Origin of the sequence: Flavobacterium ginsengiterrae (assembly GCF_039539785.1) — a bacterium.
Taxonomy (GTDB): Bacteria; Bacteroidota; Bacteroidia; order Flavobacteriales; family Flavobacteriaceae; genus Flavobacterium; species Flavobacterium ginsengiterrae.
This window is the reverse complement of record NZ_BAABDU010000006.1, coordinates 473,081-499,580: the sequence shown is the minus strand read 5'-3', so window position 1 is coordinate 499,580 and position 26,500 is coordinate 473,081. Positions and strand designations below refer to the sequence as shown.

The window sequence follows — 26,500 nt, the reverse complement described above, 5'->3', positions numbered from 1 at the left end:
ATTAAAATGAAAAAATTAAAAATCAATAATGCTTTCAAAAGTCCAAAGAAAGGACTTTTGATTACTGCATTGCTTGCTGTACAGCTTGGAATTGCACAAGAAAAAGAAGAATTTAAAGGAACTATTGGAAAAACTTTAGCCGATTCTAAAGAATACTGGCCGGATCCTGTAACCGCTCCAAAAGGCGCTCCAAATATTGTCTGGATTTTATTAGACGATGTTGGATTTGGAGCTTCAAGCACTTTTGGAGGTTTAATCAATACGCCTACTTTTGATAATTTAGCTAATAACGGACTTCGTTACACGAACTTCCATACCACAGCTATTTGTGCTCCTACCCGCGCAGCTTTACTGACTGGAAGAAATTCAGGACGAGTTCACGTAAGCGGATTTTCTCATACTATTTTATCAGCAGGTTTCCCTGGCTGGGACGGAAGAATTCCATCTGATAAAGGAACCATTGCCGAGATTTTACGTGAGAACGGCTACAACACTTTTGCAGTTGGAAAATACGGTGTTACGCCGGATGAAGACGCAACAGATGCAGGACCATTTGACCGCTGGCCGACAGGAAAAGGTTTCGATCATTTCTACGGATTCTTAGGTTCGCAGACAGATCAGTACAATCCTGATTTAGTTGAAGATCAGACTCACATTAAACCTGACGGACGCCATTTGAATGAATTGATTACAGATAAAGCGATCAGTTATATTCAAAAACAGCAAAAAGCTGCGCCGGGAAAACCTTTCTTCTTGTATTATGCACCGGGAGCCGTTCACGCACCGCATCAGGTTGCCGAAAAATGGGTTGAACCATACAAAGGAAAGTTTGATGAAGGCTGGGATGTTTACCGCGAAAAAGTATTGGCAAACCAAAAGAAATTAGGAATCTTTCCTCAAAATGCAGGACTGCCAGATCGTAATGCTTTAATTACAGAATGGAAAAAACTAACTCCGGATCAAAAGAAAGTTTACGCAAGATTCATGGAAGTTTACGCCGGATTCCTGACGTATACAGATTATGAAATTGGAAGAGTTGTAAATTATTTAAAAGAAAGCGGACAACTTGACAATACTTTAATCTTTGTTGCCATTGGCGATAATGGAGCAAGTAAAGAAGGAACTCTTCAGGGAACAATCAACCAAAGTTTATTCTCTCAGGGAAAAACAGACGAAGAGAACTTCCAAAGCAACCTGAACAACATTGGAGAAATTGGAACTGCAAAAGGTTTAAATACCAATTATCCGTTAGGATGGGCGCAGGCAACAAACGCTCCGTTTAAAAACTGGAAACAAGACGCACACTCAGAAGGTGGAACTCGTAATCCGCTGATTGTTTTTTATCCAAACGGAATTAAAGATAAAGGAGGCATTAGAAATCAATACAGCCACGTAACTGATCTTTTACCGACCACTTTAGATATCGCAGGTATCAAAGCTCCGGAATCTATTAAAGGTATTAAACAAGACATTATTCAGGGTTCAACCTTTAAAGCTTCTATCGATAATCCAAAAGCAGAATCGTTACACAAAGTACAGTATTATTACATTTTTGGAAACAGAGCGATTTACAAAGACGGATGGAAAGCTTCGGCTGCTCATTTACCGGATTCTTTCGCAGTAAAAAAATCTATTGGAAGCAACGAAAAACCTGCCCCAAGCAACTTCGACACTGATGTTTGGGAATTATACAACTTAAACGAAGATTTTAACGAACGTAACAATCTGGCAAAAAAATATCCTGAAAAACTGGCTGAACTTCAAAAACTATTTGATGAACAAGCCAAAGAAAACAATGTTTACCCATTGATTGACTGGCAGGATGTTTACAACAGAAGAATACACAACACCGGAGCCGACAAAGGAAAAACAGTTTCTGATTTAATCAAACAGGCTACAAAACCGGGCGGAAGCTCTAATTAGCATAACCAACCTGCAAGGTTTTCAAAACCTTGTAGGTTTAAAGTCTGAAAAAAAAATTATACCTACAAGGTTTTGAAAACCTTGCAGGACAAAAAACGAACCATTATGAAACGAGTAGATTATGAAATCATAGGAAAAAAGATTGTCGTTGGGATAATCTTGTTTTTAGTGCCGCTGGCCATTTTAGCCGGAGGATTAACCATTATTAATCAATTTTTAAAATAAAAAATCATGGCAATAGTTCAAAAAGAAAAATTAGTAAGAGACTTAACAATAAGCTTCTTTATTTATTCATTGCCTGTAGTGGCAATTTATCTTTATTTTCAGCTGGGCGGTACATCTGTAAATGAATCACATATAACTGTACCCTCATTTTTAGAATTTCTTCAGCCTGCTTTCGTAAACATTCGATCTTGGGGATTAATTGTATTTATGATTGTACTGGGAATCATCGAATTTGCAGCAGGTTTATACGATGATGAATGGACGGGAGAAGAACGCAAAATTGATATTGTTTCTTTTCTTGCTCCAAAATTACTTTTACCTCCCGTAATTGCATTTTTCAGTTTAACCGTTTTACCTTACTTAATACCAAATCTGGAAAACTCATTATCATGGGTTCCGTTTTGGGGAGGCTTTTTCTTAATTGCCATTGCCGATGATTTAACGCAGTACTGGTATCACAGATTACACCATCAGGTGCCATTTTTATGGCGTTTTCACAGAACACACCATTCGGCTCCGTATATGGGAATGGCAATGGCTTCGAGACAAAATTTTATTTATACTGTTTTCTTTTCACAGATTTATCTAACAGCAACTTTAACGTATCTGGGGTTAGGATTACCGGCTTTGTTTGTTTTGGTAATTAAAAGTTTCATCACTTTAGGAGCGCATTCGAGCATTGCATGGGACAAACCTTTTTACAAATACAAAGTTTTACATCCAATTGCGTGGGTTTTAGAAAGATTAATTTCTACACCGGCAACACACCACGCACACCACGCAGACACAAGCGGCGACGGTGTTGGACATTTTAAAGGAAACTTTGGAAATATGTTTTTTATCTGGGATGTCATCTTCGGAACAGGATTAATCACCCGTAAATTCCCAGAATCATACGGAACAAAATCATATAAGCAAGAAGAATGGTATGCACAGTTTTTATGGCCGATATTCAAATCTAAAAAAGAAGGAAGTTCTCTTGCCGAAGGTGTATTATCATTTCCAACAAAACATGTACCAGTTCAGGTTGAAGAAACTCCTTTACCAGTTTTAGAACAGGTTCAGTCTTAAAGATGAAAAAATCTAAACTAAAATTCAGTTTAACAGCAATTGTATGTCTATTTACAATTGCTGTTTTTTCACAGGGACAAAGTGCCAATTTACTGCTGGATGCTTTTTATACAAAAGTGAAAAGCCAGAAACAACCGCAGATAATTGATGCCAGAGGTCCGGAAGAATTTGCTCTTAACCATATTGAAGGCGCAGTTAATTTCAATCTCAAATCAGAAGATTATGAAAAGCACGTTGCAGCTTTAAATCCTGCTAAACCTGTTTTTATTTATTCAATTGCTGCTTATCGAAGCGGACTTTTAGCAGCCGATCTTGGAAAAAGAGGTTTTACTGAAGTTTATATTCTAGAAGGAGGCATTGCAAGCTGGATTGGAGGCGGAAAACCTTTTTACAGCAATTTAAAAAGTAAATTATCATTACAAGAATACAAAAAGGTACTTTCTGACAATCAGTATGTTTTAGTAGACATTGGTTCTAAATATTGTGCCACGTGCAAAACGGTAAAACCAATTTTGGAATCGCTTAGAAGCCAATACGGAGAAAAACTAAAAATCATAGAAATTGAACTGGAAGAAAGTCCGCAGGTTATTGCCGATTTAAAAAACGTAAAAGTCTTCCCTACTTTAATTTTATATCAAAACAGTAAAATCATTTTCAAAAAAGACGGTTTAGGCGATTTGAAAAATGATGTTGATTCGGCACTGGCTTCGAGATAACAAAAATGCTAACACAAACATTAAACTAACCACATGGCAGCATATAATAAAATAACCAAAATCGTTATACCCATTTTAATCGCACTTCTGCTGGCGGTGGCTTTCCTGTTCTGGCCTATAAATACCAATGAGAATTTAATACTAGCCGATAAAAAACTAGCCGAAGGAAAGACCGCTTTTCTCTCTCAAAAAGACACTTCTTCTTCAGAAAAGAAACCTAATATTATCATTCTTCTTGCCGATGATTTAGGCAAATATGATATTTCATTATATGGAGGAAAAACCACGCCTACACCTCAAATTGATTCTCTTGCTGCATCAGGAGTTACTTTTACTGAAGGTTATGTTTCGGCTCCTATCTGCTCGCCTTCCCGCGCAGGACTGCTTACAGGACGTTATCAGGAACGTTTTGGACATGAATTTCAACCCGGAGATCGTTATCCAAAAAACAATTTAGAGTATTATGCCTTTAAATATTTAATTAATACCGATAATTGGAGACTTAATCCTAAAATCGAATATCCAAGCGACGCTTCAATCGCCACGCAGGGATTACCGCAGTCTGAAATCACGTTTGCTGATTTAGCCAAAAGAAAAGGCTACAGCACCGGAATTATTGGCAAATGGCATTTGGGACACAATAAAGGCTTTTTTCCTCTCGACAGAGGTTTCGATTATCATTACGGATTTTATCAGGCATTTTCGCTTTTTGCTCCCGAAGATGATAATCAGGATATTATCAATCATCATCATAAAGATTTTACCGATAAAGTAATCTGGGGTCAGGGACGAGTTGGAATTGGAAAAATCCGCAGAAACAATACTATTATCGACGAAAAAGAATATCTTACTGAAAAATTTGCTGACGAAGCCGAAGCTTTTATTGATAAAAATAAAAACAAACCGTTTCTGCTTTACGTACCGTTTAATGCGCCGCATACGCCGTTTCAGGTCCGTAAAAAATACTATGATCGTTTTCCAAATGTAAAAGACGAAAACAAACGTGTTTATTTTGCTATGATAAGTGCTCTTGACGATGCCATTGGAAGAATTCGCGAAAAAGTAAAAAAAGAAGGTCTGGAAGAAAACACACTTATCTTTTTTGCCAGCGATAACGGCGGCGCCGATTATACTTTTGCTACTACAAATGCGCCATTAAAAGGCGGTAAATTTTCTCATTTTGAAGGCGGTATAAATGTTCCTTTTGCACTTTCGTGGAAAGGGAAAATAAAACCGCATACTGTTTATAAAACGCCTGTAATTTCTTTGGATATTTTCAGCACAATTGCTTCGGCTATACATTCTGATCTTCCTAAAGACCGTGTTTACGACGGTGTTGATTTGGTAGACTTTGTTAACAATAACAAAGAAGCCCATAAAAATTTATACTGGCGTTCCGGCGATGCAAAAGCCATAAGAAGTGGTAATTGGAAATTACTTATAAGCGGTAAAACACATGAAACCTGGCTGTATGATTTATCTAAAGACAAATTTGAAAAAACAGATCTCGCTGCTCAAAATCCAGAAAAAGTAAAAGAACTTCAAAGTGCTTTACAAACATGGGAAAAAGGACTTATAAAACCTTTATGGCCTAATTTAATGCATTATGAATTTGATTTTGGAACACAAAAATACTTTGTTGATTTATAATCTATACTATTTTAAAAACCGGCATGTTTTAAGACTTGCCGGGTTTATTTTTTTATCTCTGTTCAAATTTTACAACTAAAATTTTTAAAGCATCTCAGAAAAAAATTAAGATTCATTTGGATATTACAATTTTAAAACTAACTTTGTCTATAGAATTAGTAGAGTTTAATTTTAAAACTTACATTTTGAAAACAACAAAAAGCAGAATACAATATTCCCATCCAAAAAAGTATACATATAACACTTTTCGTTATATGTGCTGTTGTTGTTAATTCTATCCAATTGTTCGGCTTAAACTCAAATAAAAAAAAGACCGGCAGCCTTTATCATAAATTTTACTGTAATATAATTTAAAGTATTTGCTTTAAAGCTGTAATGTCATACTAAAATCAAAAATGAAAATAGCAGCGGTAAGCTAATTTCTTTTGATTCCAAAAGGTCATTTCTGCGGCAACAGAAATGACCTGATTTTAAAGAACATTTATCACTAACAAAAACAAAAAACAACCAGCAAAATCATTGCAATGAATACAATATTTATCCGTTTTCTGCTTTCAGTTTTTATAACAGGAACTTTTACTATATATAAATCAAATGCACAGACACAATCAAAACCTAATATAATTTTGATTTTAGTAGATGATATGGGTTATTCTGATTTAGGAAATTATGGGTCAGAAATTAAAACTCCAAATCTGGATAAACTAGCATCAGAAGGTTTACGTTTACGTGAATTTTACAACAATTCAATTTGTGCGCCAACACGGGCTTCTCTCCTAACCGGGCAATATCAGCACAAAGCCGGCGTTGGATTTTTTGATGTTAATTTAGGATTACCAGCTTATCAGGGTTATTTAAATAAAGAATCTTTAACATTAGGAGAAGTTTTTCGTTCCGGCGGTTACAGCACACTTTTATCAGGAAAATGGCACGTTGGTTCTGAAGATCAGTCGCAATGGCCTAACCAGAGAGGTTTTGATAAATTTTATGGAATCTTAAAAGGTGCATCTAATTATTTTGATACAAAACCGCTTCCGTTTGGAAAAACGCCATATCCGGTAAAATTAATCCGCAATAATGAAGAACTGCATCCAAAAGATGATTCGTATTATTTTACAGATGAAATTGGAAATAATGCTGTGACCTTTTTAGATGAACAAAATAAAGAAAACAAACCTTTCTTTTTATATCTGGCTTTTACGGCACCGCACTGGCCTTTACAAGCTAAACCTGTTGATATTGCCAAATACAGAGGTAAATTTGATGAAGGCTGGGATGTTTTAAGAGAAAAGAGAATTCAGAAATTAAAAGCCAGCGGTATTTTACCAGCAGACCAGACCATATCTGCAAGAGATCCAGAAGTGCCGGAATGGAGTAAACTGACTTATGATGAAAAACAATTCTGGAAAGCCAAAATGGAAGTTTATGCCGCCATGGTTGACAACATGGATCAAAATGTGGGTAAAGTTTTAGACAAACTAAAAGCTCTGAAAAAAGATAAAAACACGCTGATTATTTTTATTTCAGATAATGGAGCGCAAGGCGGTTTTAATACCTATAATCCGTTGGGAAGAAATTTGGTTCGAAACGACGGACCAGTAGGCACATCAGGTTCATTTGATTATCAGGAACAAAACTGGGCTTATTTATCGAACACGCCTTTGCTTCAATACAAAAACAACATGCACGAAGGCGGTTTTAGTTCGCCTTTTATTGCCTGGTTTCCATCAAAAATTAAAGCCGGAAGAATCGATAAAGGAACCGGACATATAATTGACCTCGCTCCTACTTTTTATGAATTAGCAGGCATTGAATACCCAAAAGAATATAATGGTGTGACAACAAACGCTTTGGCTGGAAAAAGTTTGCTACCTGTTTTATTTAATAATGTTTCACAGGTCGACAGAGGCGCACCATTATTTTGGGAAAGAGCAGGAAATAGAGCTGTTCGCGATGGAAAATGGAAATTAGTTTCTATTTATCCGTCGTATGAATGGGAACTCTATAATCTTGAAACCGACAGAGGCGAAACCACTAATGTCGCACAGCAAAATCCGGGAATCGTAAACCAGCTTTCGGCCGCGTATTTTGACTGGGCAGAAAAAACCGGAGTAGTTGAATACAGTAAATTCAAATTAAAACCAGAAACAATGCCCGGCGGTGCACCGCTTAAAAAGTAAAATTTTACTGCTATCTTTATTCAAAACAAAAAATATCAAAACACATGAAGTATCAAAACATTCTGGAAACGATTGGCAATACGCCGCACATAAGGCTAAACAAGCTTTTTTCAACACATGAAGTATGGATTAAACTGGAAAAAGCAAATCCGGGATCGAGCATTAAAGACCGAATTGCTCTGGCGATGATTGAAGATGCCGAGAAAAAAGGTCTTTTAAATCCCGATTCGATTATTATTGAACCTACTTCCGGAAATACCGGAATTGGACTTTCGCTGGTTGCCGCCGTAAAAGGTTACAAAGTAATTATTGTTATGCCGGAATCGATGAGTGTTGAGCGCAGAAAAATTATCGAAGCTTATGGTGCAGAATATGTTTTAACGCCAAGAGAGAAAGGAACTTCGGGAGCGGTTGAAAAAGCAAACGAATTAGCGGCCACAATTAAAAACGCCTTTCTTCCGTCGCAGTTTACCAATCGTGCAAATGTTGAAGTACATGAGCGTACAACAGCACAAGAAATCCTTGCTGATTTTCCGGATGGAATTGATTATTTGATTACGGGAGTTGGAACTGGCGGACACATTACAGGTGTTTCTAAAATTTTAAAACAGCATTTTCCTAATTTAAAAACAATTGCGGTAGAACCTGCACTTTCTCCGGTTTTAAGCGGCGGAATACCTGCTCCACACCCGCTTCAGGGAATTGGTGCAGGTTTTATTCCCGAGGTTTTTAATAAAGAATATGTCGATGAAATTGTTACGATTGAAAAAAATGATGCTTTTTCTTTCGCCAAAAAATTAGCAAAAGAAGAAGGTATTTTTGGTGGTATTTCGACAGGAGCTGCATTGGCTGCGGTTTCTAAAAAAATAAAAAATATTCCTCAGGACGCCGTAATTCTGACTTTTAATTATGATACCGGAGAACGTTATCTTTCTGTTGAAGAACTATTTGACTTTTTCTCATAAACTATAAATATCAAACATCAAACAAAATTAAGATTCTAAAAACTTGTAAAGAGAATTTGTTCTCAACGAGATAATTACTTTTTTTGATATTTTAAGTAATTATAATGCGAAAAGCGATTGTTACGAAACAATCGCTTTTTTAAATATATAACAAAAGATAGTAAAATTAAGATGCCATAGCAATTTCTATTGGTGCTGCTAAACTTGTTAAAGTAAGCGGACATGAATAACCGGCAAAAAACACATCTAATATTTCCTGAAATACAGGATCAGCATTTTCTACCTGCGAAAAAAGAGTCATTGAAGAACACAGTTTTCTTGCATTTAATTCCCCAAGAATCGATTCAATAGATTTTCTTTTAAACTCCAGTAAAACCTTCGAAATTTCAATAAGATGTTTTGCTAAAACAGGATGATTGAGAAAATTTTCCGCTTCTTTAAGATCGGCAACAGCATAGTACTTTGAGATTGTACTTTTTCCTAAACCTTTTATCTGCGGAAAAATGAACCACATCCAGTGTGTTTCTTTCTTTCCTTTTTTTAACTCTGAATAAGCTGTAAGATAAAGTTTGTTTTGTGCATCTAAAAAACGTGTTAAATCGTTATTTGAGTAAGCCATCTGAAAAAAAATTAAGGTTAAACAAATTCTATAAAGGTCTTTTTTTAAAGACAGTCAAAACTACTCAGTATCTCGATTTAAAATTTATATAATTAGTAAGCTTCATTATATAATTTCAATTCCGAAAAAAAAAGCTGCAAGATATAATCCTTGCAGCTTTAACCTTTTTATAATAAACTGAAATTGACTTTAGTTTTTAAACTCGTTTAAAGATTTCTCTATAATTCCAAGACATTCATGAATTTGGTCTTCTGTCATAACTAACGGCGGTGCAAATCTAATTTTGTTTCCGTGAGTTGGTTTAGCCAACAATCCGTTATCTCTAAATTTCAGACAGATTTCCCATGCCAAATCTGATTCTTCGTTACTGTTAATTACAATAGCGTTTAAAAGTCCTTTACCGCGAACAAGTGTAATTAAATCATTCTTTTCGGCAATCTTATTTAATCCTTCTCTTAAAATAATTCCAAGACGTTCTGCATTTTCGGCTAGTTTTTCTTCTTTTACCACTTCAAGAGCAGCAATTGCTACGGCAGCAGCAACAGGATTTCCTCCAAAAGTAGATCCGTGTTGTCCCGGCTTAATCACGTTCATGATTTCGTTGTTGCATAAAACTGCCGAAACCGGATAAACGCCACCCGAAATTGCTTTCCCTAAAATTAAAATGTCCGGTTGTACGCTTTCATGATGAACTGCTAACAATTTTCCTGTACGCGCAATTCCGGTTTGAACTTCATCTGCAATAAATAAAACATTATGTTTTTCGCATAATGCTTTTGCTTTTGCCAGATAACCTTCAGACGGAACATAAACTCCAGCTTCACCCTGAATAGGTTCAACTAAAAATCCTGCGATATTTTTTGATGATTCTAAAGCTTTTTCAAGAGCTTCAAGATTATCGTATTCTATTTTTATAAATCCATCTGTAAACGGACCAAAGTTTTTGCGTGCCGTTTCATCATTTGAAAATGAAATAATAGTAGTAGTTCTTCCGTGGAAATTATTTTCGCACACAATTACCTGAGCCTGATTTTCGGGAATGCCTTTTACTTCATAAGCCCATTTTCTGCATACTTTAAGTGCCGTTTCTACAGCTTCTGCACCCGTATTCATTGGCAGAACTTTATCAAAACCAAAATATTTTGTTACGTATTCTTCGTAGTTTCCTAATTTATCATTGTAAAAAGCACGGGAAGTCAACGTTAATTTCTGTGACTGATCGACCATTGCTTTTACAATTTTAGGATGACAATGCCCTTGATTTACTGCAGAATAAGCAGATAAAAAATCGTAGTATTTTTTTCCGTCTACATCCCAAACATACACACCTTCTCCTCTTTCTAAAACAACAGGAAGCGGGTGATAGTTATGTGCTCCGTATTTATTCTCTTTTTCAATCAAAACTTCAGATTTTGATGAAAGTATTTCTTGAGTATTTGCCATAATAATTTTCTTTTTGGTGAAACAAAAATATAAAAATTATTTATTTTTAAGTAAAAAACAATTATTTTTAACTTCAAAATAAGATTAAAAATAAAATATCACTTATTTGCCTCTGTTTTAAAGTCATTTTTAAAATTTCAACTTAAAATTCAAACCAGAGTTTTTTTATCTTTACCAAAATTAAATACAACGGCATGGATATGTTAGATGAATTTGACGTAAAAATCATCAAAGAATTAGAAAAAGACGGCCGAATTGCGTATTCGACAATTGCTTCTAATTTAAAAATTTCAAATACTATGGTTCATCAGCGTATAAACCGCTTGTTTGAACAAGGCATAATTACAGGTATAAAACCTATTTTAAACGAAAAACAAATTGGTTACGACTGGGCTTCGTTTACCGGAATTACACTTAATAAAGATTCTGATTCTGAAAGAATTATCGAAGCTTTAAAAGAAATTCCCGAAATTACAGAATGTTATTTTGTAACCGGTTCGTTTACGCTTTATCTAAAAATTACGGCGCGAAACCACGAACATATGCGTAAAATATTATACGATAAAATTGATAATATTCCCGGAATTGCAAAGACAGATTCGATGGTAGAATTGGGATGTGCTTTTAAAAGAAATGTCTCTTTGTAAAGAATCAGTATTTTATTCAATTTTAAGAATATAAACCTCATAAGAAATAACTTGTGAGGTTTTTTTGTAACATTTTATTTCAGATATTTGTTAAAAATTGTAAAATTATGAAAAATTCGATCTTACTCATTTTCGCTGCAATATTGTTATCAAATACTATGAATGCACAACTAAAACCCGTAAAATATTCAGAAGGAAGCCAGACTTTAAATGGCTTATTTATAAAATCTGCTAAAAAAAGCACGGCTAATCCTGGGATTTTGCTTTTACCAGCCTGGCTTGGAATCGATAATGCATCAAAAAGCATTGCTGAAGATTTATCTAAATTAGGTTACCATGTTTTTATCGCTGATATCTATGGTGAAGGAAATTATCCTAAAAACACCGGCGAAGCAGGAAAACAAGCCGGTTTTTACAAAACAAACTACGAAGCTTATCAAAAACGAATTAATGCAGCTTTACAGGAATTAGTAAAATCCGGAGCCAATGCTGATAATATTGTTGCTATTGGATATTGTTTTGGAGGAACCGGAATTTTAGAAGCTGCACGTGGACACTTAAACGTAAAAGGAGTTGCTTCTTTCCATGGCGGTTTAGGCAAAGATGCAGCAAGAAAAACAGAACCAATCAGTGCCAAAGTTTTAATTTGCCACGGAGCCGATGATCCGTTTGTTCCTAAAGAAGAAATCGCTTCTTTTCAACAGGAAATGCGCGACTCAAAAGCTGACTGGCAAATGATTTATTATGCAAATTCTGTTCACTCATTTACCAATCCTGAAGCTGGAAACGACAATTCTAAAGGCGCTGCATATAATGCCGTTGCTGCCAAAAGATCTTTTGAGCATTTACAGCTTTTTTTAAACGAAGTGCTTAAAAAATAAAACCAAAATAACTACATCAAAACCAAACCGCAAAAACAACCAATGTCACACAATAAAATTAGAGAAGACAAAACCTGTCTAAACTGCAGGCATGTTGTAGAACAAAAGTTCTGCCCTAACTGCGGACAGGAAAACAGCGATTCCAGAAAAACTTTTCATCATTTATTTGTTCATTTCTTTGAAGATTTAACGCATTATGAAAATGCATTCTGGAAAACTATAAAAAATCTTCTTTTTAAGCCTGCAACGCTTACTAAGGAATATCTTTCAGGGAAACGCTTGTCTTATCTTGCACCTGTTCGTCTTTATATTTTTATCAGTTTTATTACTTTTTTACTAATTGCAATGTTTCCTAGCAAAATAAATACAGACATTGATAAAAGTGAAAAAAGCGAAAAAACTCTAAGCGAACAAATTGATAAAACGACTAAAAAGCTGACAGAGAAAGAAGATAATAAATATTTCCATTTTAAGGAAATGAGAGAAGTTGACTCTATCCAAAAATACGGAAAAGAGAGTCAAAAGATGAATGCACTCAGTTATTGGACTTATGAAAAAGTGGTTCACGTAACAAAAAAATACACCAAAAGAGAAATTATTGAGAAATTCGCAGAATCGTTTTTTCATAATCTGCCGAAAATCTTATTTATCATTATGCCTTTTTTTGCTTTTTTTCTTTGGATATTTCACAACAAAAAAAAGTGGTATTATTTTGATCACGGAATTTTTACACTCCATTATTTTTCCTTTCTGCTTCTCATTTTCCTGATTATGTTTATAGTAGACAGAATTATAAGTTTATTTGGAAAAGACAGTCCGTTGCAGTTTATATCCGGGCTTACATCAATTGCGGGAACCATTTGGATGTTTTATTATTTTTATCCTGCACACCATCGTTTTTATGGTGAATCTAGAATAGTGTCATTTGTTAAAAGCGTATTTCTGTTTGTAATAAACTCACTTTTTATTCTATTTTTACTAACCCTTTACGTTCTTTACACATTTATTAATTTACACTAACTATTAGAATGAAAAAATTACTCATTTTATTTTTAATTGCCTCAACTGCTTTTTCGTGCAAGAATACACAGTCGACAGCGTCTAAAGACAATTCAGATCCATCTAAATATGTGAAGCTTATTTCTGAAAAAGATCTTAAAGAAATGCTTTATGTTATTGCTTCAGATGAGATGGAAGGTCGTGAAACAGGATCTGCAGGGCAGAAAAAAGCGGGTCTTTATATGATTGACCAATACAAAAAAAGCGGTGTATCTTTCCCAAAAGGTGCTTCTGATTTTTACCAGCACATTCCGGCATCTTACTTAAATGCAAGACGTAACCAAAATTTACCGGATTCTGAAAACATCTGGGCTTACATTGAAGGTTCTGAAAAACCAGAGGAAGTTTTGGTTATTTCGGCACATTACGATCACGTAGGAATTAAAGACGGTGAAGTTTACAACGGAGCTGACGATGATGGTTCTGGAACTGTAGCTGTTATTGAAATGGCTAAAGCTTTCGCAAAAGCCAAAAAACAAGGACACGGACCAAAACGTTCTATCTTGTTTTTACACGTTACTGGTGAAGAACATGGATTACACGGATCTCGTTTTTACTCTGAAAATCCTCTTTTCCCAATTACAAACACTATTGCCGACATCAACATTGATATGATTGGACGCCGTGATGTAGAACATGCAAATACTAACAATTATGTTTACGTAATTGGTGCAGACAGATTATCATCTGATTTACATAATGCGGTTGTTGCTCAAAACGAGAAATACATTAAAATGGACTTAGATTTTAAGTTTAATGATCCTAAAGATCCAAATCATTTTTATGAGCGTTCTGATCACTACAACTTCGCAAAACATGGTATTCCATCAATTTTCTTCTTTAACGGAGTTCACGAAGATTACCACGGAAAAGGCGACGAACCTCAAAAAATCGAATACGACGCTTTAACCAAAAGAACAAAACTTGCTTTTGTACTTGCATGGGACTTAGCAAACAGAGAGAACAGACCGGTAGTTGATAAGAAATAAGTTTTTTAAGGTTCTAAGATGCTAAGCTTCTAAGATGCTGAGTTTTCTTTTAGGAACACTTTTATAAAAAAAGGATGAGTTTTTGACTCATCCTTTTTTTTATTTATATACCTGATAAATCTTAGAAGCTTAGCATCTTAGAACCTTAGCCACTTTCCTAGTCATTCATCGAAATCAAAAACTCTTCGTTGTTTTTGGTTTTCTTGAAACGGTCGTTTACAAAATCCATTGATTCTACAGGATTCATGTCAGATAAGTATTTGCGCATGATCCACATTCTTTGTAATGTTTTCTCGTCTAGTAATAAGTCGTCGCGACGAGTACTTGACGATGTAAGATCGATGGCAGGGAAAATACGTTTGTTTGCAATTTTACGATCTAACTGAAGCTCCATGTTACCTGTTCCTTTGAACTCTTCAAAGATTACCTCGTCCATTTTAGAACCAGTTTCAGTTAAAGCTGTTGCGATAATACTTAACGAACCTCCGTTTTCTACATTTCTAGCCGCTCCAAAGAAACGTTTTGGTTTTTGTAATGCATTTGCATCAACACCCCCGCTTAATACTTTTCCAGACGCTGGCTGAACGGTATTATAAGCTCTTGCTAAACGTGTAATTGAGTCTAAAAGAATTACTACATCGTGTCCGCATTCTACTAAACGTTTTGATTTTTCAAGAACGATATTAGCAATTTTCACGTGTTCCTGCGGTTCTCTGTCAAAAGTAGACGCGATAACTTCACCACGAACACTTCTCTGCATATCTGTAACCTCTTCAGGACGCTCATCAATTAAAAGAACAATTAAATAAACTTCCGGGTGATTTGCTGCAATTGCGTTCGCAATATCTTTTAAAAGCATTGTTTTACCCGTTTTTGGCTGCGCAACGATCATACCACGCTGTCCTTTACCAATTGGAGAAAACAAATCGATAATACGAGTTGATATAGAACTTCCCTTTTCGGCTAATTTAAATTTTTCAGAAGGAAAAACCGGTGTAAGGTGTTCAAAAGAAACTCTGTCTCGAACAACCTGCGGATCGTGTCCGTTGATTTTTAATACACGAACAAGCGGGAAAAACTTCTCACCTTCTTTTGGAGGGCGAACCACTCCTTTTACAGTATCTCCGGTTTTTAAACCAAATAATCTGATTTGTGAAGTCGATAAATAAATATCATCCGGAGAAGCTAAATAATTATAATCAGAAGAACGTAAAAATCCGTAACCGTCCGGCATCATTTCAAGAACACCTTCACTTTCGATAATTCCGTCGAATTCAAAATCAGAATCTCTGAAATTGTTGTTGTTCTTTTTGTTTTTGTGATTTTGGTTTTGGTTTTGGTTTTGATTCCCATTGTTACCATTTCCGTTCCCGTTTTGATTTGGGTTTTGGTTTTGATTCGGATTTTGATTTTGGTTGGGATTTTGGTTTTTATTCTGATTAGGATTAATCTTTTTAACCGGAGCAGTATTTTCTGTTTTTTCAGCAACAGGCGCTGTAGTGGTATTTTCTGTAGTTTCTTCTGTCGAAACTACTTCTTTTGCTGCTTCTTTTTCCTTTTGCATTGCGACCTTTTTTTCATAAGCCGACTTATTGAATTTGACAACTTTTGTGCCTTTTTTCTCTTGTGTAACGTTTTCAGATGCTTCCTCAGCAGGAACAGTCTGTTTTTCTTCTACGGCTGCAGGAGTTTCAATTTCCTTTGGCGCTTCCTCTGCATTATCAAATTCCAGAACAGGAGCAGTTTTACTTGCTGTTTTTTTAGCAGGAGCAATTCGGGCTCTTTTTGGTTTTTCAGTGTGTACTTCCTTTTCTGCAATAGTTTCCGCAGGCGGTGCTGATGACGCCTCCTGATGCGCTAATATCTGAGTAATCAGAGTATCTTTTTTAACGCCATTAATTTTTATTGTTTTAGCTAACTTAGCTATTTCTTGAAGCTCAGAAAGCTTCATTTCTTTTAATGCAGAAATATCAAACATGAATGTTCTATGAATTTAATTATTTTAAAGGAAATACTGTAAAAAGAATAGGTAGATATTTTTTTTCGATTAACCGCAGTATGAAGTGCTTACGGTATTTTGATGCAATAATACGAATAAAATTTAATCATACAATAGTATTTTAAAAAAAGAAAATATATTTTTGTAAAACAATTTCAAGTTATGTTACAACGAATTCAAACCGTATATTTAATTCTTACCTTTGTAATTACTGGGGTTTTAATGTTTTTTATGCCGCTTTGGACATTAAATACAGGCAAACCATTTTATTTTATGCAAAGCCAGCTTTACACGGTAATTTTAGGCTTAAGTACAATGTTGACAATTATCAGCATTATTTCATACAAAAAAAGACAAAATCAGTTTGTTATGGGCAGACTGAACATAATATTAAATTTAATTTTATTAGGATTGTTTGTATATCGTTCTCTAAATTTATCTGGAGAAACTACTGATGTGGTTTCTGAGAAAGGTATTGGGATGTTTCTTCCTATTGTTGCTATCGTGTTATTAGTTTTAGCTAATAAGGCCATCAAAAAGGATGAAGATCTTGTAAAATCTGTAGACCGTTTGAGATAAACCTATAAACTTAATTTTTTGTGCGAAGAGAAACCCGAATTTTTATTCGGGTTTTTTTTATGGCTTATTTTTCCTCAAATCAAATCATTTTCAAATACCGTTTTTGTAAGATAAATTATTCATAAATTTGCATTTTGTTCGAAAAAGCATTTATGACTAAAATTAAAATACATCTTGCCGATGATCATCAGGTTCTGATTGATGGACTGACCAATTTACTCCAAACAGTTTCAAACTTTGAAATTGTAGGAAGTTCATTGAACGGCCTTACTATATATAACGATGTCATTCAAAATCAGGCCGATATTTTAATTTTAGATATCAGCATGCCTCAAAAAGACGGCATTGAAGTTTTGAAAGAATTTCATCAAAAAGGGCTTCCATGCAAAGTCATTATTTTATCGAGTTATGATGATTTAAAAATCATAAAAGAAGTAATGAAATTAGGCGCCAAAGGTTATTTAACTAAAAAATGCGCGGGCGAAAATATAATTGAAGCTATTGAAGCGGTTAATCAGGGACAGGAATATTTCTCTGATGCTGTAAGAGAAAAAATATTCAGCATGTTTTCTCAAAACAACCCGAAACTAAACAAAAATGTTTACATCGAAAATCCCATTTTAAGTCCGCGGGAAATTGAAATCGTAACATTAATCTGCCTGGAATACAGCGGAAAAGAAATAAGCGAAAAACTTTTTATAAGTGTAAATACTGTCGAAACGCACAGAAAAAATATCATGAAAAAACTCAACATAAAAAACACAATAGGGCTTGTAAAATATGCTTTAAAAAATCATTTAATTAACGAATAAGCCATTATTCAAAACCAGACAAACTCATGTTTTTTATTCGAATTTTCATATTAGTTTTTTTCTTTTTTTCTGTTCCAAATATGGCTTTGAGCCAGCATCCGGTTTCTGCTCAGGAATTAAAAACTGTTTCTGAAAATCAAAAAAGAACAAGTACAGTATCTCAAATTAAACTGGAACAATTACGCAATAAAAAAGTGGTCAGCTTATCTGCAGTTCTTATTGTATTACTTTTTTTTCTTTTCTATTTTGTTTATCAAAACAACAGGTTAAAGCAAAAAATTAAACGAAAAGACACTAAGCAAAAAATCCTCTTAAATATAATAAACACAGGTATTGACAGCCACGAAACCGAACAAAAAAAGATTGCATCATTTTTACATGACAATGTAAATTCTCTTTTGTCTTCGGCCGGACTGCATTTAAATGTATTTACAACCAAGCATAATATTCAGTCTGAAGAAATTCAAAAAGCAAAAAATATTTTAACAGAAGCGCATGATCTTTTACGTGATATATCACACGACCTTGTCCCTACCCTTTTGGTTCGTTTTGGATTAATTTATGCTTTAGAAGATTTATGCGAACGAAACTCTAATTCGAGTATTCAGTTTAAGTTTTCAAGTTCTGTGCCTACAGATACGAGATATTCTGAAAAATTTGAAATGAAGCTTTATTTTATTGTTTCAGAATTACTGAATAATATAATTAAACACAGCGAAGCACAAACGGCACAGATTTCTCTGCACGAAAATCGTAATCAGCTGATTATAATAATTCACGATAACGGAAAAGGTTTTGATGCTGAAAAACTAAACGAAATTGAAGGTTTCGGTTTAAACCGAATTAGAGTGAGAATTAAAAAACTAAAAGGAATTTTCTCTATTATTTCGAGAGCTAATGAAAACACAGGAACTTCAGTTAAAATTAAAGTGCCTGTTTCGTAAACTACTTTTTACCAATTTCAATGATTTCTAAATCTTTTATTTTATCATCATCAATCACAAACCGAAGCATGGTTCGCATTTGGTGAAAACCGCTTTTACCTGCAGCACCTGGATTCATGTGCAGTAAATTATTCTTTTTATCAAACATTACTTTTAAAATATGCGAATGCCCGCAAATGAATAATTTAGGGGGATTTAATGCCATTTCTTCTCTAATTGCCGGATTGTATTTGCCCGGATAACCTCCGATATGCGTAATCCATACCGAAACATTTTCGCACATAAACCGATTATGAAGCGGAAATTCTAATCGGGCTTTTGCATCGTCAATGTTTCCGTAAACACAACGAAGCGGTTTTAGTTTTTTAATGGTATCTGTTACATGCAAATCTCCTATGTCTCCGGCATGCCAGACTTCATCGGCCTGGTTTACATATTTTAAAATAGTATCGTCGATATGACTGTGAGTATCGGAAAGAAGAAGGATTTTTTTCATTCAAAAGTTCTAAGCCGCTAAGATACTAAGTTTCTAAGTTTTTCTAATCTGAAGTCACAAAAGACAAAGATTTTTATTGAAAAGATTTTATATTGAAAGACTCCACAATGCGTCGTTAGATTTTGCTTTCATACATTTTTTGCCAATTTGTTTTTCAATTTAATGGGAGACACACTGCGGTGCGTCTCTACATTCCAATACTTTTTATTGATTGTGTTCAATCTGGCAGTTAGACGCACTGCGGTGCGTCTCTACAAATCGATATGATAAAAAAAACTTAGAACCTTAGTATCTTAGAACCTTAGCAACTATGAAAGCCACTTTTAAAAAAAACCTTTGTACCTTTGCGCCTCTGAACCTTTAACCTCGAAAGTGAGATATTTTATTCGATTTGCTTATAATGGAACGCATTATCACGGCTGGCAGATACAGCCAAATGCTTCTTCTGTACAAGAAACCCTAAACAAGGCATTGTCTGTTTTACTGAATTCTAACATAAATGTTATGGGTGCCGGAAGAACAGATACTGGAGTTCATGCCGAAGAAATGTATGCTCATTTTGATCTTGAAAAAACGATCGATATTCCGGTTTTGGTTCATAAGCTGAATTCGTATTTACCAAAAGATATTGCCATTTTTGATATTATTGAGGTTCACGATGATGCTCATTGTCGTTTTGATGCAACAAAACGAACTTATGAATATCATATAAATACAGTCAAGAATCCGTTTTTAGAAGAGTTAAGCTGGTATGTAAGTCAGAAACTCGATGTGGATTTAATGAATGAAGCCGCGAAGATTTTATTAAAGCATATTGATTTTCAATGTTTTTCAAAAACAAATACGGATGTAAATACTTTCGATTGCACGATTTTTGAGGCATATTGGAAACAAGAAAACAGCAAACTGGTTTTCACCATTTCGGCCAATCGATTTTTACGAAATATGGTTCGGGCGATTGTGGGAACTTTAATTAATATAGGTTTACATAAAATTACACTGGATGATTTTGAAAATATCATTGCCAGTAAAAACAGAGAAAAAGCTGGGTTTTCTGTCCCGGCACATGGTTTGTATTTAACCAAAATTTATTACGATTACATCATGAAATAGCCCTGATTGAAGTGAAAAGCTTTTTTGAAAAAAATATAGTTTTTGTGTTTTGATAAAGCGACCAGCGGAAGCTCTTAGCAAAACAATACAAAAACATATTTTTGAAAAAAACTTGTAACGGAAAGTAGGAAACAGCTCCTAAATATAAATGAAAGCAAAAGCATTTGATACCGGATTATTTAAACGGATTTTAAAATATACCAAACCTTATAAATGGCGCTATTACGGCGTTATTATTTTTGCGATTTCACTATCGGTTTTTGCCGCACTTAGACCTTATTTACTAAAACAAACAGTTGACGGCTATATCAAGACGCACGACAAAACGGGATTGTTACTGTACATTATTCTAATGGGAGCCGTTTTGCTGATGGAGGTTTTTTCTCAGTTTTACTTTGTGTATTGGGCCAACTGGCTGGGACAGGATATTGTAAAAGATATTCGGAATAAACTTTTCAAACATATTTTAAGTTTTAGAATGAAATATTTTGATTTGGTTCCGGTTGGACAATTGGTTACCAGATCTGTTTCTGATATTGAATCGATCGCACGTATTTTCAGTCAGGGATTATTTATGATTATAAGTGATTTGATGAAAATGCTGGTGGTTTTGATTTTTATGTTTTATATGAACTGGAAACTAACCTGGATTGTAGTGGTTGCTATGCCGATTCTGGTTTACATTACCCGAATTTTTCAGCGTAAAATGCAGGTGGCTTTTGAGGAAGTGAGAACGCAGATTGCAAACATGAACTCGTTTGTACAGGAACGTGTTACGGGAATGAAAATCGTTCAGCTTTTTAACCGTGAAAAAATCGAGGCTGAAAATTTCAGAGTCATCAATGACAAACACCGAGTGGCGTGGATTAAAACGATTTTATACAACTCGATCTTCTTTCCTATTGCCGATATTATTTCGTCGATTACTTTAGGATTGGTTGTTGTTTTTGGCGGTTTTAAAATTTTAAACGGCGATAACTTTACCACTTTTGGAGATTTGTTTTCGTACACGATGTTTATAGGAATGCTTTTTAACCCGCTTCGTCAGATTGCTGATAAATTTAACGAGATGCAGTTGGGAATGATTGCAGCAAATCGTGTTTTTGATATTATCGATACTCAAGATCATATTCAGGATACGGGAACTCTTGAAGCTCCTGTTTTTAATGGAAGTATCGAATTTAAACAAGTCCGTTTTAGTTATATTCCGGAAGAAGAAGTTATAAAAGGAATCGACCTTTCTGTAAGTTCCGGACAGACGGTTGCGATTGTAGGTTCTACGGGAGCCGGAAAATCTACTATTATTAATTTACTGAATCGCTTTTATGAAATAAACAGCGGCGAGATTTATATTGACGGCGAAAATATCGAAAATTATACTTTGGCTTCGCTTCGAAAACAAATTGCTGTGGTTTTACAGGATGTGTTTTTGTTTGCCGATACGATTTACAATAATATTACGCTTCATAATCCTGAAATTACACGAGAAAAAGTTTTAGATGCGGCAAAGAAAATTGGTGTTCACGATTTTATTATGAGTCTTCCTGATAATTATGATTTTGACGTAAAGGAACGCGGTGTTATGCTTTCGTCCGGACAAAGACAGCTTATTGCTTTTTTACGTTCGTATGTCAGTAATCCAAGTATTTTAATTTTGGATGAAGCAACTTCGTCTATCGATACGTATTCTGAAGAATTAATTCAGCGTGCCACGGAAACGATTACAAAAGGAAGAACTTCTATTATTATTGCGCACAGACTGGCAACAATTGTAAATGCAGATAAAATTGTGGTTATGGATAAAGGATTAATTGTTGAACAAGGAACACATCAGGAACTGCTTTCTAAAACTGATGGTTATTATAAAAACTTATATGATTCGCAGTTTTCTGCCGCGAATTAGATTAAACTATAAATACTTTTTTGAAATTTAAATTAAAAAAAATAACATCCAGACGCGCTTTCGTAATTTACGTAATCGTTTCTATTTTCATTACCGTTTCTTCTGTTTACATATTAAGTAATTTAATTACTGATCTTACCGAAAAGGCAAATGAAGAAACGTCGCAGCGCAACTTTATTAAAAAACAAGAATTCATGTCGCAGGAATTTTCGAAATTTCTGGAACATGAAAACAGGATCAAACACGTTTTAAAAATAAGCAGTCCAGAAAATCTGGCTTCTAATTTACATGTTTTGTCTTCGGTACAAAATACTAATTTATTAATCGCTGATAACTGGTTTCAGATTAACGATAATAAAATCCAGTTTGGAACAGATTCTATTTCTGATGCTGTAAAAAAAGATGCCGAAGATTTTATTCTTAAAAACAAAAACACTGATCATAGCAGCACTGTTTTTTTGCAGGGAAAAGAATGGGTTTGGAGAATTTATTTTAAACTCAATTCAAAAAACACAATTGTTCGTTATGGTTATGACATCAATTTAAAAAAACTTCACGATTATTTCTCTAGTGTAGACAAGTCTAAGCTGGCAACAAATTATGCTTTCATTTTTGATCAATCAGGAACATGTATTTATCATCCTGAATCTGACTTTATAGGAAAAAATGTTTATACGATTTCTTCTACGCGATCAATAGATACTATTTTTACTAAAAAGCAGGATTATGTAAGAAGGGTTGCTATATCTGAATTTTTAAAACTGGATGTAATCAGGTTTACAAAAAAATTAGATCTTAAAAATTCGCATTGGTTTATATGTGTCAATTTTCCAAAAAATGTCAGCGACGAAAATGTATCGCTGATAAAAAGATATTCGACATGGATATATTCTATAACCACGGTTATGCTTTTGCTGATTTTTTATTTGTTCTCGTATGCAAACAGACGTGCTTATAAAGAAAAAGGAATTGCAATTAAGGAAAAAAACAGACTTCTTGTTGAGAACGAAAAAATCATAAAAGAAAAAGCACTTATTCAGCTTCAGCATTTAAAGGATCAGATTAATCCGCACTTTTTATTCAATTCGCTCAACTCACTTTATATGTTAGTAGGAAGCGACGTAAAAACAGCGCAAAAGTTTACTTTAAATCTTTCGCGTATTTATCGTTATTTAATCGATCCGCCGGCAAAAAATATTGTACCGTTAAAAGATGAATTATTGTTTATCGAAAAATACATCTTTTTACAGCAGACCCGTTTTAAAGAAGAGCTCATTTTTTCTATTAAAATAGAAGATGATGAAGCTCTCGAAAAATATATTCCGTATCTGGCATTTCAGGTAGTGGTCGAAAATGCTATTAAGCATAATATGGCTACACAGGAAAATCCGTTAACGACGCAAATACTGGTTCAAAAAGATCAGGTAATCATTACTAATAATCTTCAAAAAAAGGCTCATAGTGAACCCAGCACTAATTTTGGTTTAAAATACCTTCTGAGCATTTATAATTTCTATTCAAGAACCGTTTTAAAAACTTATGAAAAAGACGGTAATTTCGTATGTATTCTGCCTTTAATATCCATTCACTCCTAAAAAAAAGCCATTCACTCCGTTTTGTTTTTTTTCTGAGCTATAATCGAATAGTTTCGGCGAAAATTAACTTAAACTTAACATCAAAATGAAGGAAAAGGCATTCCTGCATAATGTAAAATTATTCTGCTTACTAATTTTATTATTATTCATTCCTGTTACAGTTCTTGCCCAAAAGAAAAAGAAAAAAGGAACAGAGACTGAAATTGTAAAAGATTCTACTGACGCCAAAAAAGGTAAAAAATATAATGACCTTGTAAAAAAAGGTACTATTAAAAAAGGACTGTTTAATATTATTCAGGTTAAAACTGATGTGTATTTCGAAATTCACGACAGTTTGTTTCAAAGAGAATTTCTGGTTGTAAACAAATTATCTCAGGTTCCTTATGAAATTAATGACGCTGGATTAAATAAAGGAATGAATTATGAGAATAAAGTTATTTCCTTTTATAAAGATACAATTGCAAAGAAAGTTTGGGTTAAATCGTATGTCCCTAAAGTTTCTTCTCCAAAAGAAGATGCGATTACTGAATCTGTAAAAAATAATTTTGCCGAATCTATTATTGAAGTTTTTGATATTGAAACTAAAAATAATGATTCGACAGCTGTTGTAATTAAAGTAAATAAGATTTTTGACGGAAAACAGAAAAGTTTCAATGATGTTTTGAGCAACGTTGGTCTTAATGGTTCTTTAAAATCTGACTTATCATATATAGAAGGATTAAAATCTTTCCCTAAAAACATTGTAGTAAAATCACAGCTGACAACTTCTATCAGCGAAGGCGGTTCCTCATTATCGGTAACGCTTGGTGTGACAAGTAATATTATTTTATTGGATAAAACTCCAATGAAACCACGTTTTTCTGATAACCGAATTGGTTTCTTTAGCGAAAAGCATTGGTATTTTACCGATGCCCAGCAGGCAATGCTTGAAAAAGAATTGATTACACGCTGGCGTTTAGAACCAAAAAAGGAAGATGAAGAACGTTATTTGAAAGGTGAATTAGTAGAGCCGAAAAAACCAATCGTTTATTACATCGATCCGTCGACTCCAAAACAATGGAGAAAGTATATCATTGATGGGGTACACGATTGGCAGGCAGCTTTTGAAAAGGCAGGATTTAAAAATGCCATTATTGCAAAAGAACCTACTGAAAAAGAGCTAGATTTTGATATTGATGATGTACGTTATTCGGTTATTACGTATGCGGCATCTCCAAAATCAAACGCTATGGGACCATCGGTTGTTGACCCTAGAAGCGGTGAAATTATCGAGGCTGATATTATTTGGTGGCACAATGTAATGACTTCATTACAAAGCTGGATGAGAATTCAGACTGGAGCCATTGATCCAAAAGCAAGAGGAAATGTATTCAGCGAGGAACATATGGGAGAAGCTATCCGTTTTGTTTCGTCTCATGAAGTTGGACACACTTTTGGTTTAAAACACAACATGGGTTCTTCTTTTGCTTATGATGTTGAGTCTTTAAGATCTAAAGAATTTACAGCAAAAATGGGCGGAACTGCGCCTTCTATCATGGATTACGCTCGTTACAATTATGTAGCACAGCCAGAAGATAACGTTACAGTAATTACTCCAAAAATTGGAGAATACGATAAATATGCTATTGAATGGGGTTATAGATGGTATTCGCCTAACGAAAACGAAACAGCAAAACTAAACGCCTTAATTACAAAACATCAAAATGACCCCATTTACTTTTATGGCGAACAACAGGGAAATGTAATTGATCCGCGTTCTCAGTCTGAAGATTTAGGAAACGACGCAGTTAAAGCGAGCGAATATGGTTTAAAAAACTTAAAACGTGTTGTAGACAATATCTTAAACTGGACTTATGATAAAGATCAGTCATATAACGAAACCGGTAAACTTTATATAGGAGCTATTGGTCAATGGCAAATGTACAATCAGCATGTAATGAATAATATTGGCGGTATTTATTTAAATAGAACTGTTCATGGCGACAACAAACAAAGTTATGTTCCGGTTCCGGCATCTATGCAAAAAAGAGCTGCTGATTATTTGACTAAAAACGTAATTACATTACCGCAATGGTTGTTTTTTAATGACATTTTAGACAAAACAAATCCGCTGAAAGATTCTCCTATTGGACCTTACGAATATACTCCTTATACACTTTCGAGAGACTTACAGTACGATATTTTGTATAATCTGTTTAGTGATGACCGTTTGCTTAGAATGACTGAAAACGAATTATACCAGCGAAATAAAACCAATGAGAAGGTTTTTACCGTAAATGATTTGTTTAAAAAAATACACCAAAATGTGTTTGCAGGAACAATTCAGAACAAATCGCTTACTATTCTGGAGCGTATGACACAAAAAAATTATGTGGATGTTTTGATTATTTCTACCAACAAGTTATTTGAAAAAACAGATGCTAAAAAAACAATCCAAATACAAGAAACATTGCAAATGCCTCATTTATGTTCTTTAGATGATGCACATATGGCAAGAAATATTAATAACACTTTCTTAAAAAGAGTTGCAGAAGTGACTTCTGATAAAAAGGGAGAATTATATAAAGTGCTTCAATTATTAAAAATAAAGAAAAGCACAGGTGATCAATCGACCCAAAACCATTACCTCGATTTAATACAACGAATCGAAAAAGCCCTGAATAATACAACCTTTTAATAATTACAAACCCA

The 26,500-nt window shown here is 34.3% G+C and carries 21 protein-coding genes; 17 read left to right on the top strand and 4 right to left on the bottom strand.

Annotated features, from left to right (window positions below; translation table 11 throughout):
• Nucleotides 1-6 precede the first annotated feature (6 nt).
• The 6 genes from ABD859_RS18390 (at nucleotide 7) to cysK (ending at nucleotide 8,730) form a co-directional block, all read left to right on the top strand.
• Complete coding sequence (locus ABD859_RS18390; RefSeq protein ID WP_345146075.1) at nucleotides 7-1,923, top strand: arylsulfatase; 1,917 nt, start codon at nucleotides 7-9, stop codon at nucleotides 1,921-1,923.
• Nucleotides 1,924-2,154: 231 nt separating this feature from the next.
• Nucleotides 2,155-3,219: a sterol desaturase family protein gene (locus ABD859_RS18385; protein ID WP_345146073.1), complete on the top strand. Its 1,065-nt coding sequence runs from the start codon at nucleotides 2,155-2,157 to the stop codon at nucleotides 3,217-3,219.
• 2 nt (nucleotides 3,220-3,221) lie between these two features.
• A complete protein-coding gene (locus tag ABD859_RS18380; protein WP_345146071.1) occupies nucleotides 3,222-3,935 on the top strand; it encodes a rhodanese-like domain-containing protein in 714 nt (237 codons plus the stop codon).
• Nucleotides 3,936-3,968: 33 nt separating this feature from the next.
• Nucleotides 3,969-5,585 (top strand): sulfatase-like hydrolase/transferase, encoded by a 1,617-nt coding sequence (locus ABD859_RS18375; RefSeq protein WP_345146069.1) that lies wholly within the window; start codon nucleotides 3,969-3,971, stop codon nucleotides 5,583-5,585.
• 524 nt (nucleotides 5,586-6,109) lie between these two features.
• The gene (locus ABD859_RS18370; protein WP_345146068.1) at nucleotides 6,110-7,765 is read left to right on the top strand and encodes an arylsulfatase; all 1,656 of its coding nucleotides are present in this window, start codon (nucleotides 6,110-6,112) and stop codon (nucleotides 7,763-7,765) included.
• A gap of 44 nt (nucleotides 7,766-7,809) precedes the next feature.
• Nucleotides 7,810-8,730, top strand: a complete 921-nt coding sequence (cysK, locus tag ABD859_RS18365; protein WP_345146067.1) for a cysteine synthase A — start codon at nucleotides 7,810-7,812, stop codon at nucleotides 8,728-8,730.
• A gap of 166 nt (nucleotides 8,731-8,896) precedes the next feature.
• On the opposite strand, the gene ABD859_RS18360 is transcribed toward cysK, so the two are convergent.
• Both ABD859_RS18360 and rocD read right to left on the bottom strand, forming a co-directional pair.
• Nucleotides 8,897-9,349 carry a DUF1810 domain-containing protein gene (locus ABD859_RS18360; protein WP_345146066.1) on the bottom strand — a complete coding sequence of 151 codons (453 nt, stop codon included), beginning with the start codon at nucleotides 9,347-9,349 and terminating at the stop codon, nucleotides 8,897-8,899.
• A gap of 189 nt (nucleotides 9,350-9,538) precedes the next feature.
• Nucleotides 9,539-10,792, bottom strand: a complete 1,254-nt coding sequence (gene rocD, locus ABD859_RS18355) for an ornithine--oxo-acid transaminase (RefSeq protein ID WP_345146064.1) — start codon at nucleotides 10,790-10,792, stop codon at nucleotides 9,539-9,541.
• Between the two features lie 194 nt (nucleotides 10,793-10,986).
• Between rocD and ABD859_RS18350 the strand changes: the two genes are divergently transcribed.
• The 4 genes from ABD859_RS18350 (at nucleotide 10,987) to ABD859_RS18335 (ending at nucleotide 14,368) form a co-directional block, all read left to right on the top strand.
• The gene (locus ABD859_RS18350; RefSeq protein WP_012026623.1) at nucleotides 10,987-11,439 is read left to right on the top strand and encodes an Lrp/AsnC family transcriptional regulator; all 453 of its coding nucleotides are present in this window, start codon (nucleotides 10,987-10,989) and stop codon (nucleotides 11,437-11,439) included.
• Between the two features lie 107 nt (nucleotides 11,440-11,546).
• Entirely contained in the window at nucleotides 11,547-12,320 is a 774-nt protein-coding gene (locus tag ABD859_RS18345; protein WP_345146061.1) for a dienelactone hydrolase family protein, read from the top strand.
• A gap of 42 nt (nucleotides 12,321-12,362) precedes the next feature.
• Nucleotides 12,363-13,340: a DUF3667 domain-containing protein gene (locus tag ABD859_RS18340; RefSeq protein ID WP_345146058.1), complete on the top strand. Its 978-nt coding sequence runs from the start codon at nucleotides 12,363-12,365 to the stop codon at nucleotides 13,338-13,340.
• Nucleotides 13,341-13,348: 8 nt separating this feature from the next.
• Nucleotides 13,349-14,368: a M28 family peptidase gene (locus ABD859_RS18335; protein WP_345146057.1), complete on the top strand. Its 1,020-nt coding sequence runs from the start codon at nucleotides 13,349-13,351 to the stop codon at nucleotides 14,366-14,368.
• 157 nt (nucleotides 14,369-14,525) lie between these two features.
• Here the strand turns inward: ABD859_RS18335 and rho are convergent, their stop codons facing one another.
• Nucleotides 14,526-16,346 (bottom strand): transcription termination factor Rho, encoded by a 1,821-nt coding sequence (gene rho, locus ABD859_RS18330; protein WP_345146056.1) that lies wholly within the window; start codon nucleotides 16,344-16,346, stop codon nucleotides 14,526-14,528.
• Nucleotides 16,347-16,529: 183 nt separating this feature from the next.
• On the opposite strand from rho, the gene ABD859_RS18325 reads away from it, so the two are divergent.
• The 3 genes from ABD859_RS18325 (at nucleotide 16,530) to ABD859_RS18315 (ending at nucleotide 18,702) form a co-directional block, all read left to right on the top strand.
• Nucleotides 16,530-16,946, top strand: coding sequence for a DUF4293 domain-containing protein (locus ABD859_RS18325; RefSeq protein ID WP_345146055.1), 417 nt, complete (start codon nucleotides 16,530-16,532; stop codon nucleotides 16,944-16,946).
• Between the two features lie 152 nt (nucleotides 16,947-17,098).
• On the top strand, nucleotides 17,099-17,758 hold the full coding sequence (locus ABD859_RS18320) for a response regulator (RefSeq protein WP_345146053.1): 660 nt from the start codon (nucleotides 17,099-17,101) through the stop codon (nucleotides 17,756-17,758).
• 26 nt (nucleotides 17,759-17,784) lie between these two features.
• On the top strand, nucleotides 17,785-18,702 hold the full coding sequence (locus ABD859_RS18315) for a sensor histidine kinase (RefSeq protein WP_345146051.1): 918 nt from the start codon (nucleotides 17,785-17,787) through the stop codon (nucleotides 18,700-18,702).
• Nucleotide 18,703: 1 nt separating this feature from the next.
• Here ABD859_RS18315 and ABD859_RS18310 read toward each other — a convergent pair whose 3' ends face one another.
• The gene (locus tag ABD859_RS18310; protein ID WP_345146049.1) at nucleotides 18,704-19,198 is read right to left on the bottom strand and encodes a metallophosphoesterase family protein; all 495 of its coding nucleotides are present in this window, start codon (nucleotides 19,196-19,198) and stop codon (nucleotides 18,704-18,706) included.
• A 372-nt stretch (nucleotides 19,199-19,570) separates the two neighbouring features.
• Between ABD859_RS18310 and truA the strand changes: the two genes are divergently transcribed.
• The 4 genes from truA (at nucleotide 19,571) to ABD859_RS18290 (ending at nucleotide 26,486) form a co-directional block, all read left to right on the top strand.
• Nucleotides 19,571-20,311, top strand: coding sequence for a tRNA pseudouridine(38-40) synthase TruA (gene truA, locus ABD859_RS18305; protein WP_345146048.1), 741 nt, complete (start codon nucleotides 19,571-19,573; stop codon nucleotides 20,309-20,311).
• Nucleotides 20,312-20,459: 148 nt separating this feature from the next.
• The gene (locus tag ABD859_RS18300) at nucleotides 20,460-22,214 is read left to right on the top strand and encodes an ABC transporter ATP-binding protein (RefSeq protein ID WP_345146047.1); all 1,755 of its coding nucleotides are present in this window, start codon (nucleotides 20,460-20,462) and stop codon (nucleotides 22,212-22,214) included.
• A 20-nt stretch (nucleotides 22,215-22,234) separates the two neighbouring features.
• On the top strand, nucleotides 22,235-23,809 hold the full coding sequence (locus tag ABD859_RS18295) for a histidine kinase (protein ID WP_345146046.1): 1,575 nt from the start codon (nucleotides 22,235-22,237) through the stop codon (nucleotides 23,807-23,809).
• 85 nt (nucleotides 23,810-23,894) lie between these two features.
• Complete coding sequence (locus ABD859_RS18290; protein ID WP_345146045.1) at nucleotides 23,895-26,486, top strand: zinc-dependent metalloprotease; 2,592 nt, start codon at nucleotides 23,895-23,897, stop codon at nucleotides 26,484-26,486.
• The last annotated feature ends 14 nt before the right edge of the window (nucleotides 26,487-26,500 follow it).

Bases quoted from the DNA above. Each gene is read 5' to 3' on its own strand.
- ABD859_RS18390 (WP_345146075.1), top strand. From the start codon at position 7: ATGAAAAAATTAAAAATCAATAATGCTTTCAAAAGTCCAAAGAAAGGA.
- ABD859_RS18385 (WP_345146073.1), top strand. From the start codon at position 2,155: ATGGCAATAGTTCAAAAAGAAAAATTAGTAAGAGACTTAACAATAAGC.
- ABD859_RS18380 (WP_345146071.1), top strand. From the start codon at position 3,222: ATGAAAAAATCTAAACTAAAATTCAGTTTAACAGCAATTGTATGTCTA.
- ABD859_RS18375 (WP_345146069.1), top strand. From the start codon at position 3,969: ATGGCAGCATATAATAAAATAACCAAAATCGTTATACCCATTTTAATC.
- ABD859_RS18370 (WP_345146068.1), top strand. From the start codon at position 6,110: ATGAATACAATATTTATCCGTTTTCTGCTTTCAGTTTTTATAACAGGA.
- cysK (WP_345146067.1), top strand. From the start codon at position 7,810: ATGAAGTATCAAAACATTCTGGAAACGATTGGCAATACGCCGCACATA.
- ABD859_RS18360 (WP_345146066.1), bottom strand. From the start codon at position 9,349: ATGGCTTACTCAAATAACGATTTAACACGTTTTTTAGATGCACAAAAC.
- rocD (WP_345146064.1), bottom strand. From the start codon at position 10,792: ATGGCAAATACTCAAGAAATACTTTCATCAAAATCTGAAGTTTTGATT.
- ABD859_RS18350 (WP_012026623.1), top strand. From the start codon at position 10,987: ATGGATATGTTAGATGAATTTGACGTAAAAATCATCAAAGAATTAGAA.
- ABD859_RS18345 (WP_345146061.1), top strand. From the start codon at position 11,547: ATGAAAAATTCGATCTTACTCATTTTCGCTGCAATATTGTTATCAAAT.
- ABD859_RS18340 (WP_345146058.1), top strand. From the start codon at position 12,363: ATGTCACACAATAAAATTAGAGAAGACAAAACCTGTCTAAACTGCAGG.
- ABD859_RS18335 (WP_345146057.1), top strand. From the start codon at position 13,349: ATGAAAAAATTACTCATTTTATTTTTAATTGCCTCAACTGCTTTTTCG.
- rho (WP_345146056.1), bottom strand. From the start codon at position 16,346: ATGTTTGATATTTCTGCATTAAAAGAAATGAAGCTTTCTGAGCTTCAA.
- ABD859_RS18325 (WP_345146055.1), top strand. From the start codon at position 16,530: ATGTTACAACGAATTCAAACCGTATATTTAATTCTTACCTTTGTAATT.
- ABD859_RS18320 (WP_345146053.1), top strand. From the start codon at position 17,099: ATGACTAAAATTAAAATACATCTTGCCGATGATCATCAGGTTCTGATT.
- ABD859_RS18315 (WP_345146051.1), top strand. From the start codon at position 17,785: ATGTTTTTTATTCGAATTTTCATATTAGTTTTTTTCTTTTTTTCTGTT.
- ABD859_RS18310 (WP_345146049.1), bottom strand. From the start codon at position 19,198: ATGAAAAAAATCCTTCTTCTTTCCGATACTCACAGTCATATCGACGAT.
- ABD859_RS18300 (WP_345146047.1), top strand. From the start codon at position 20,460: ATGAAAGCAAAAGCATTTGATACCGGATTATTTAAACGGATTTTAAAA.
- ABD859_RS18290 (WP_345146045.1), top strand. From the start codon at position 23,895: ATGAAGGAAAAGGCATTCCTGCATAATGTAAAATTATTCTGCTTACTA.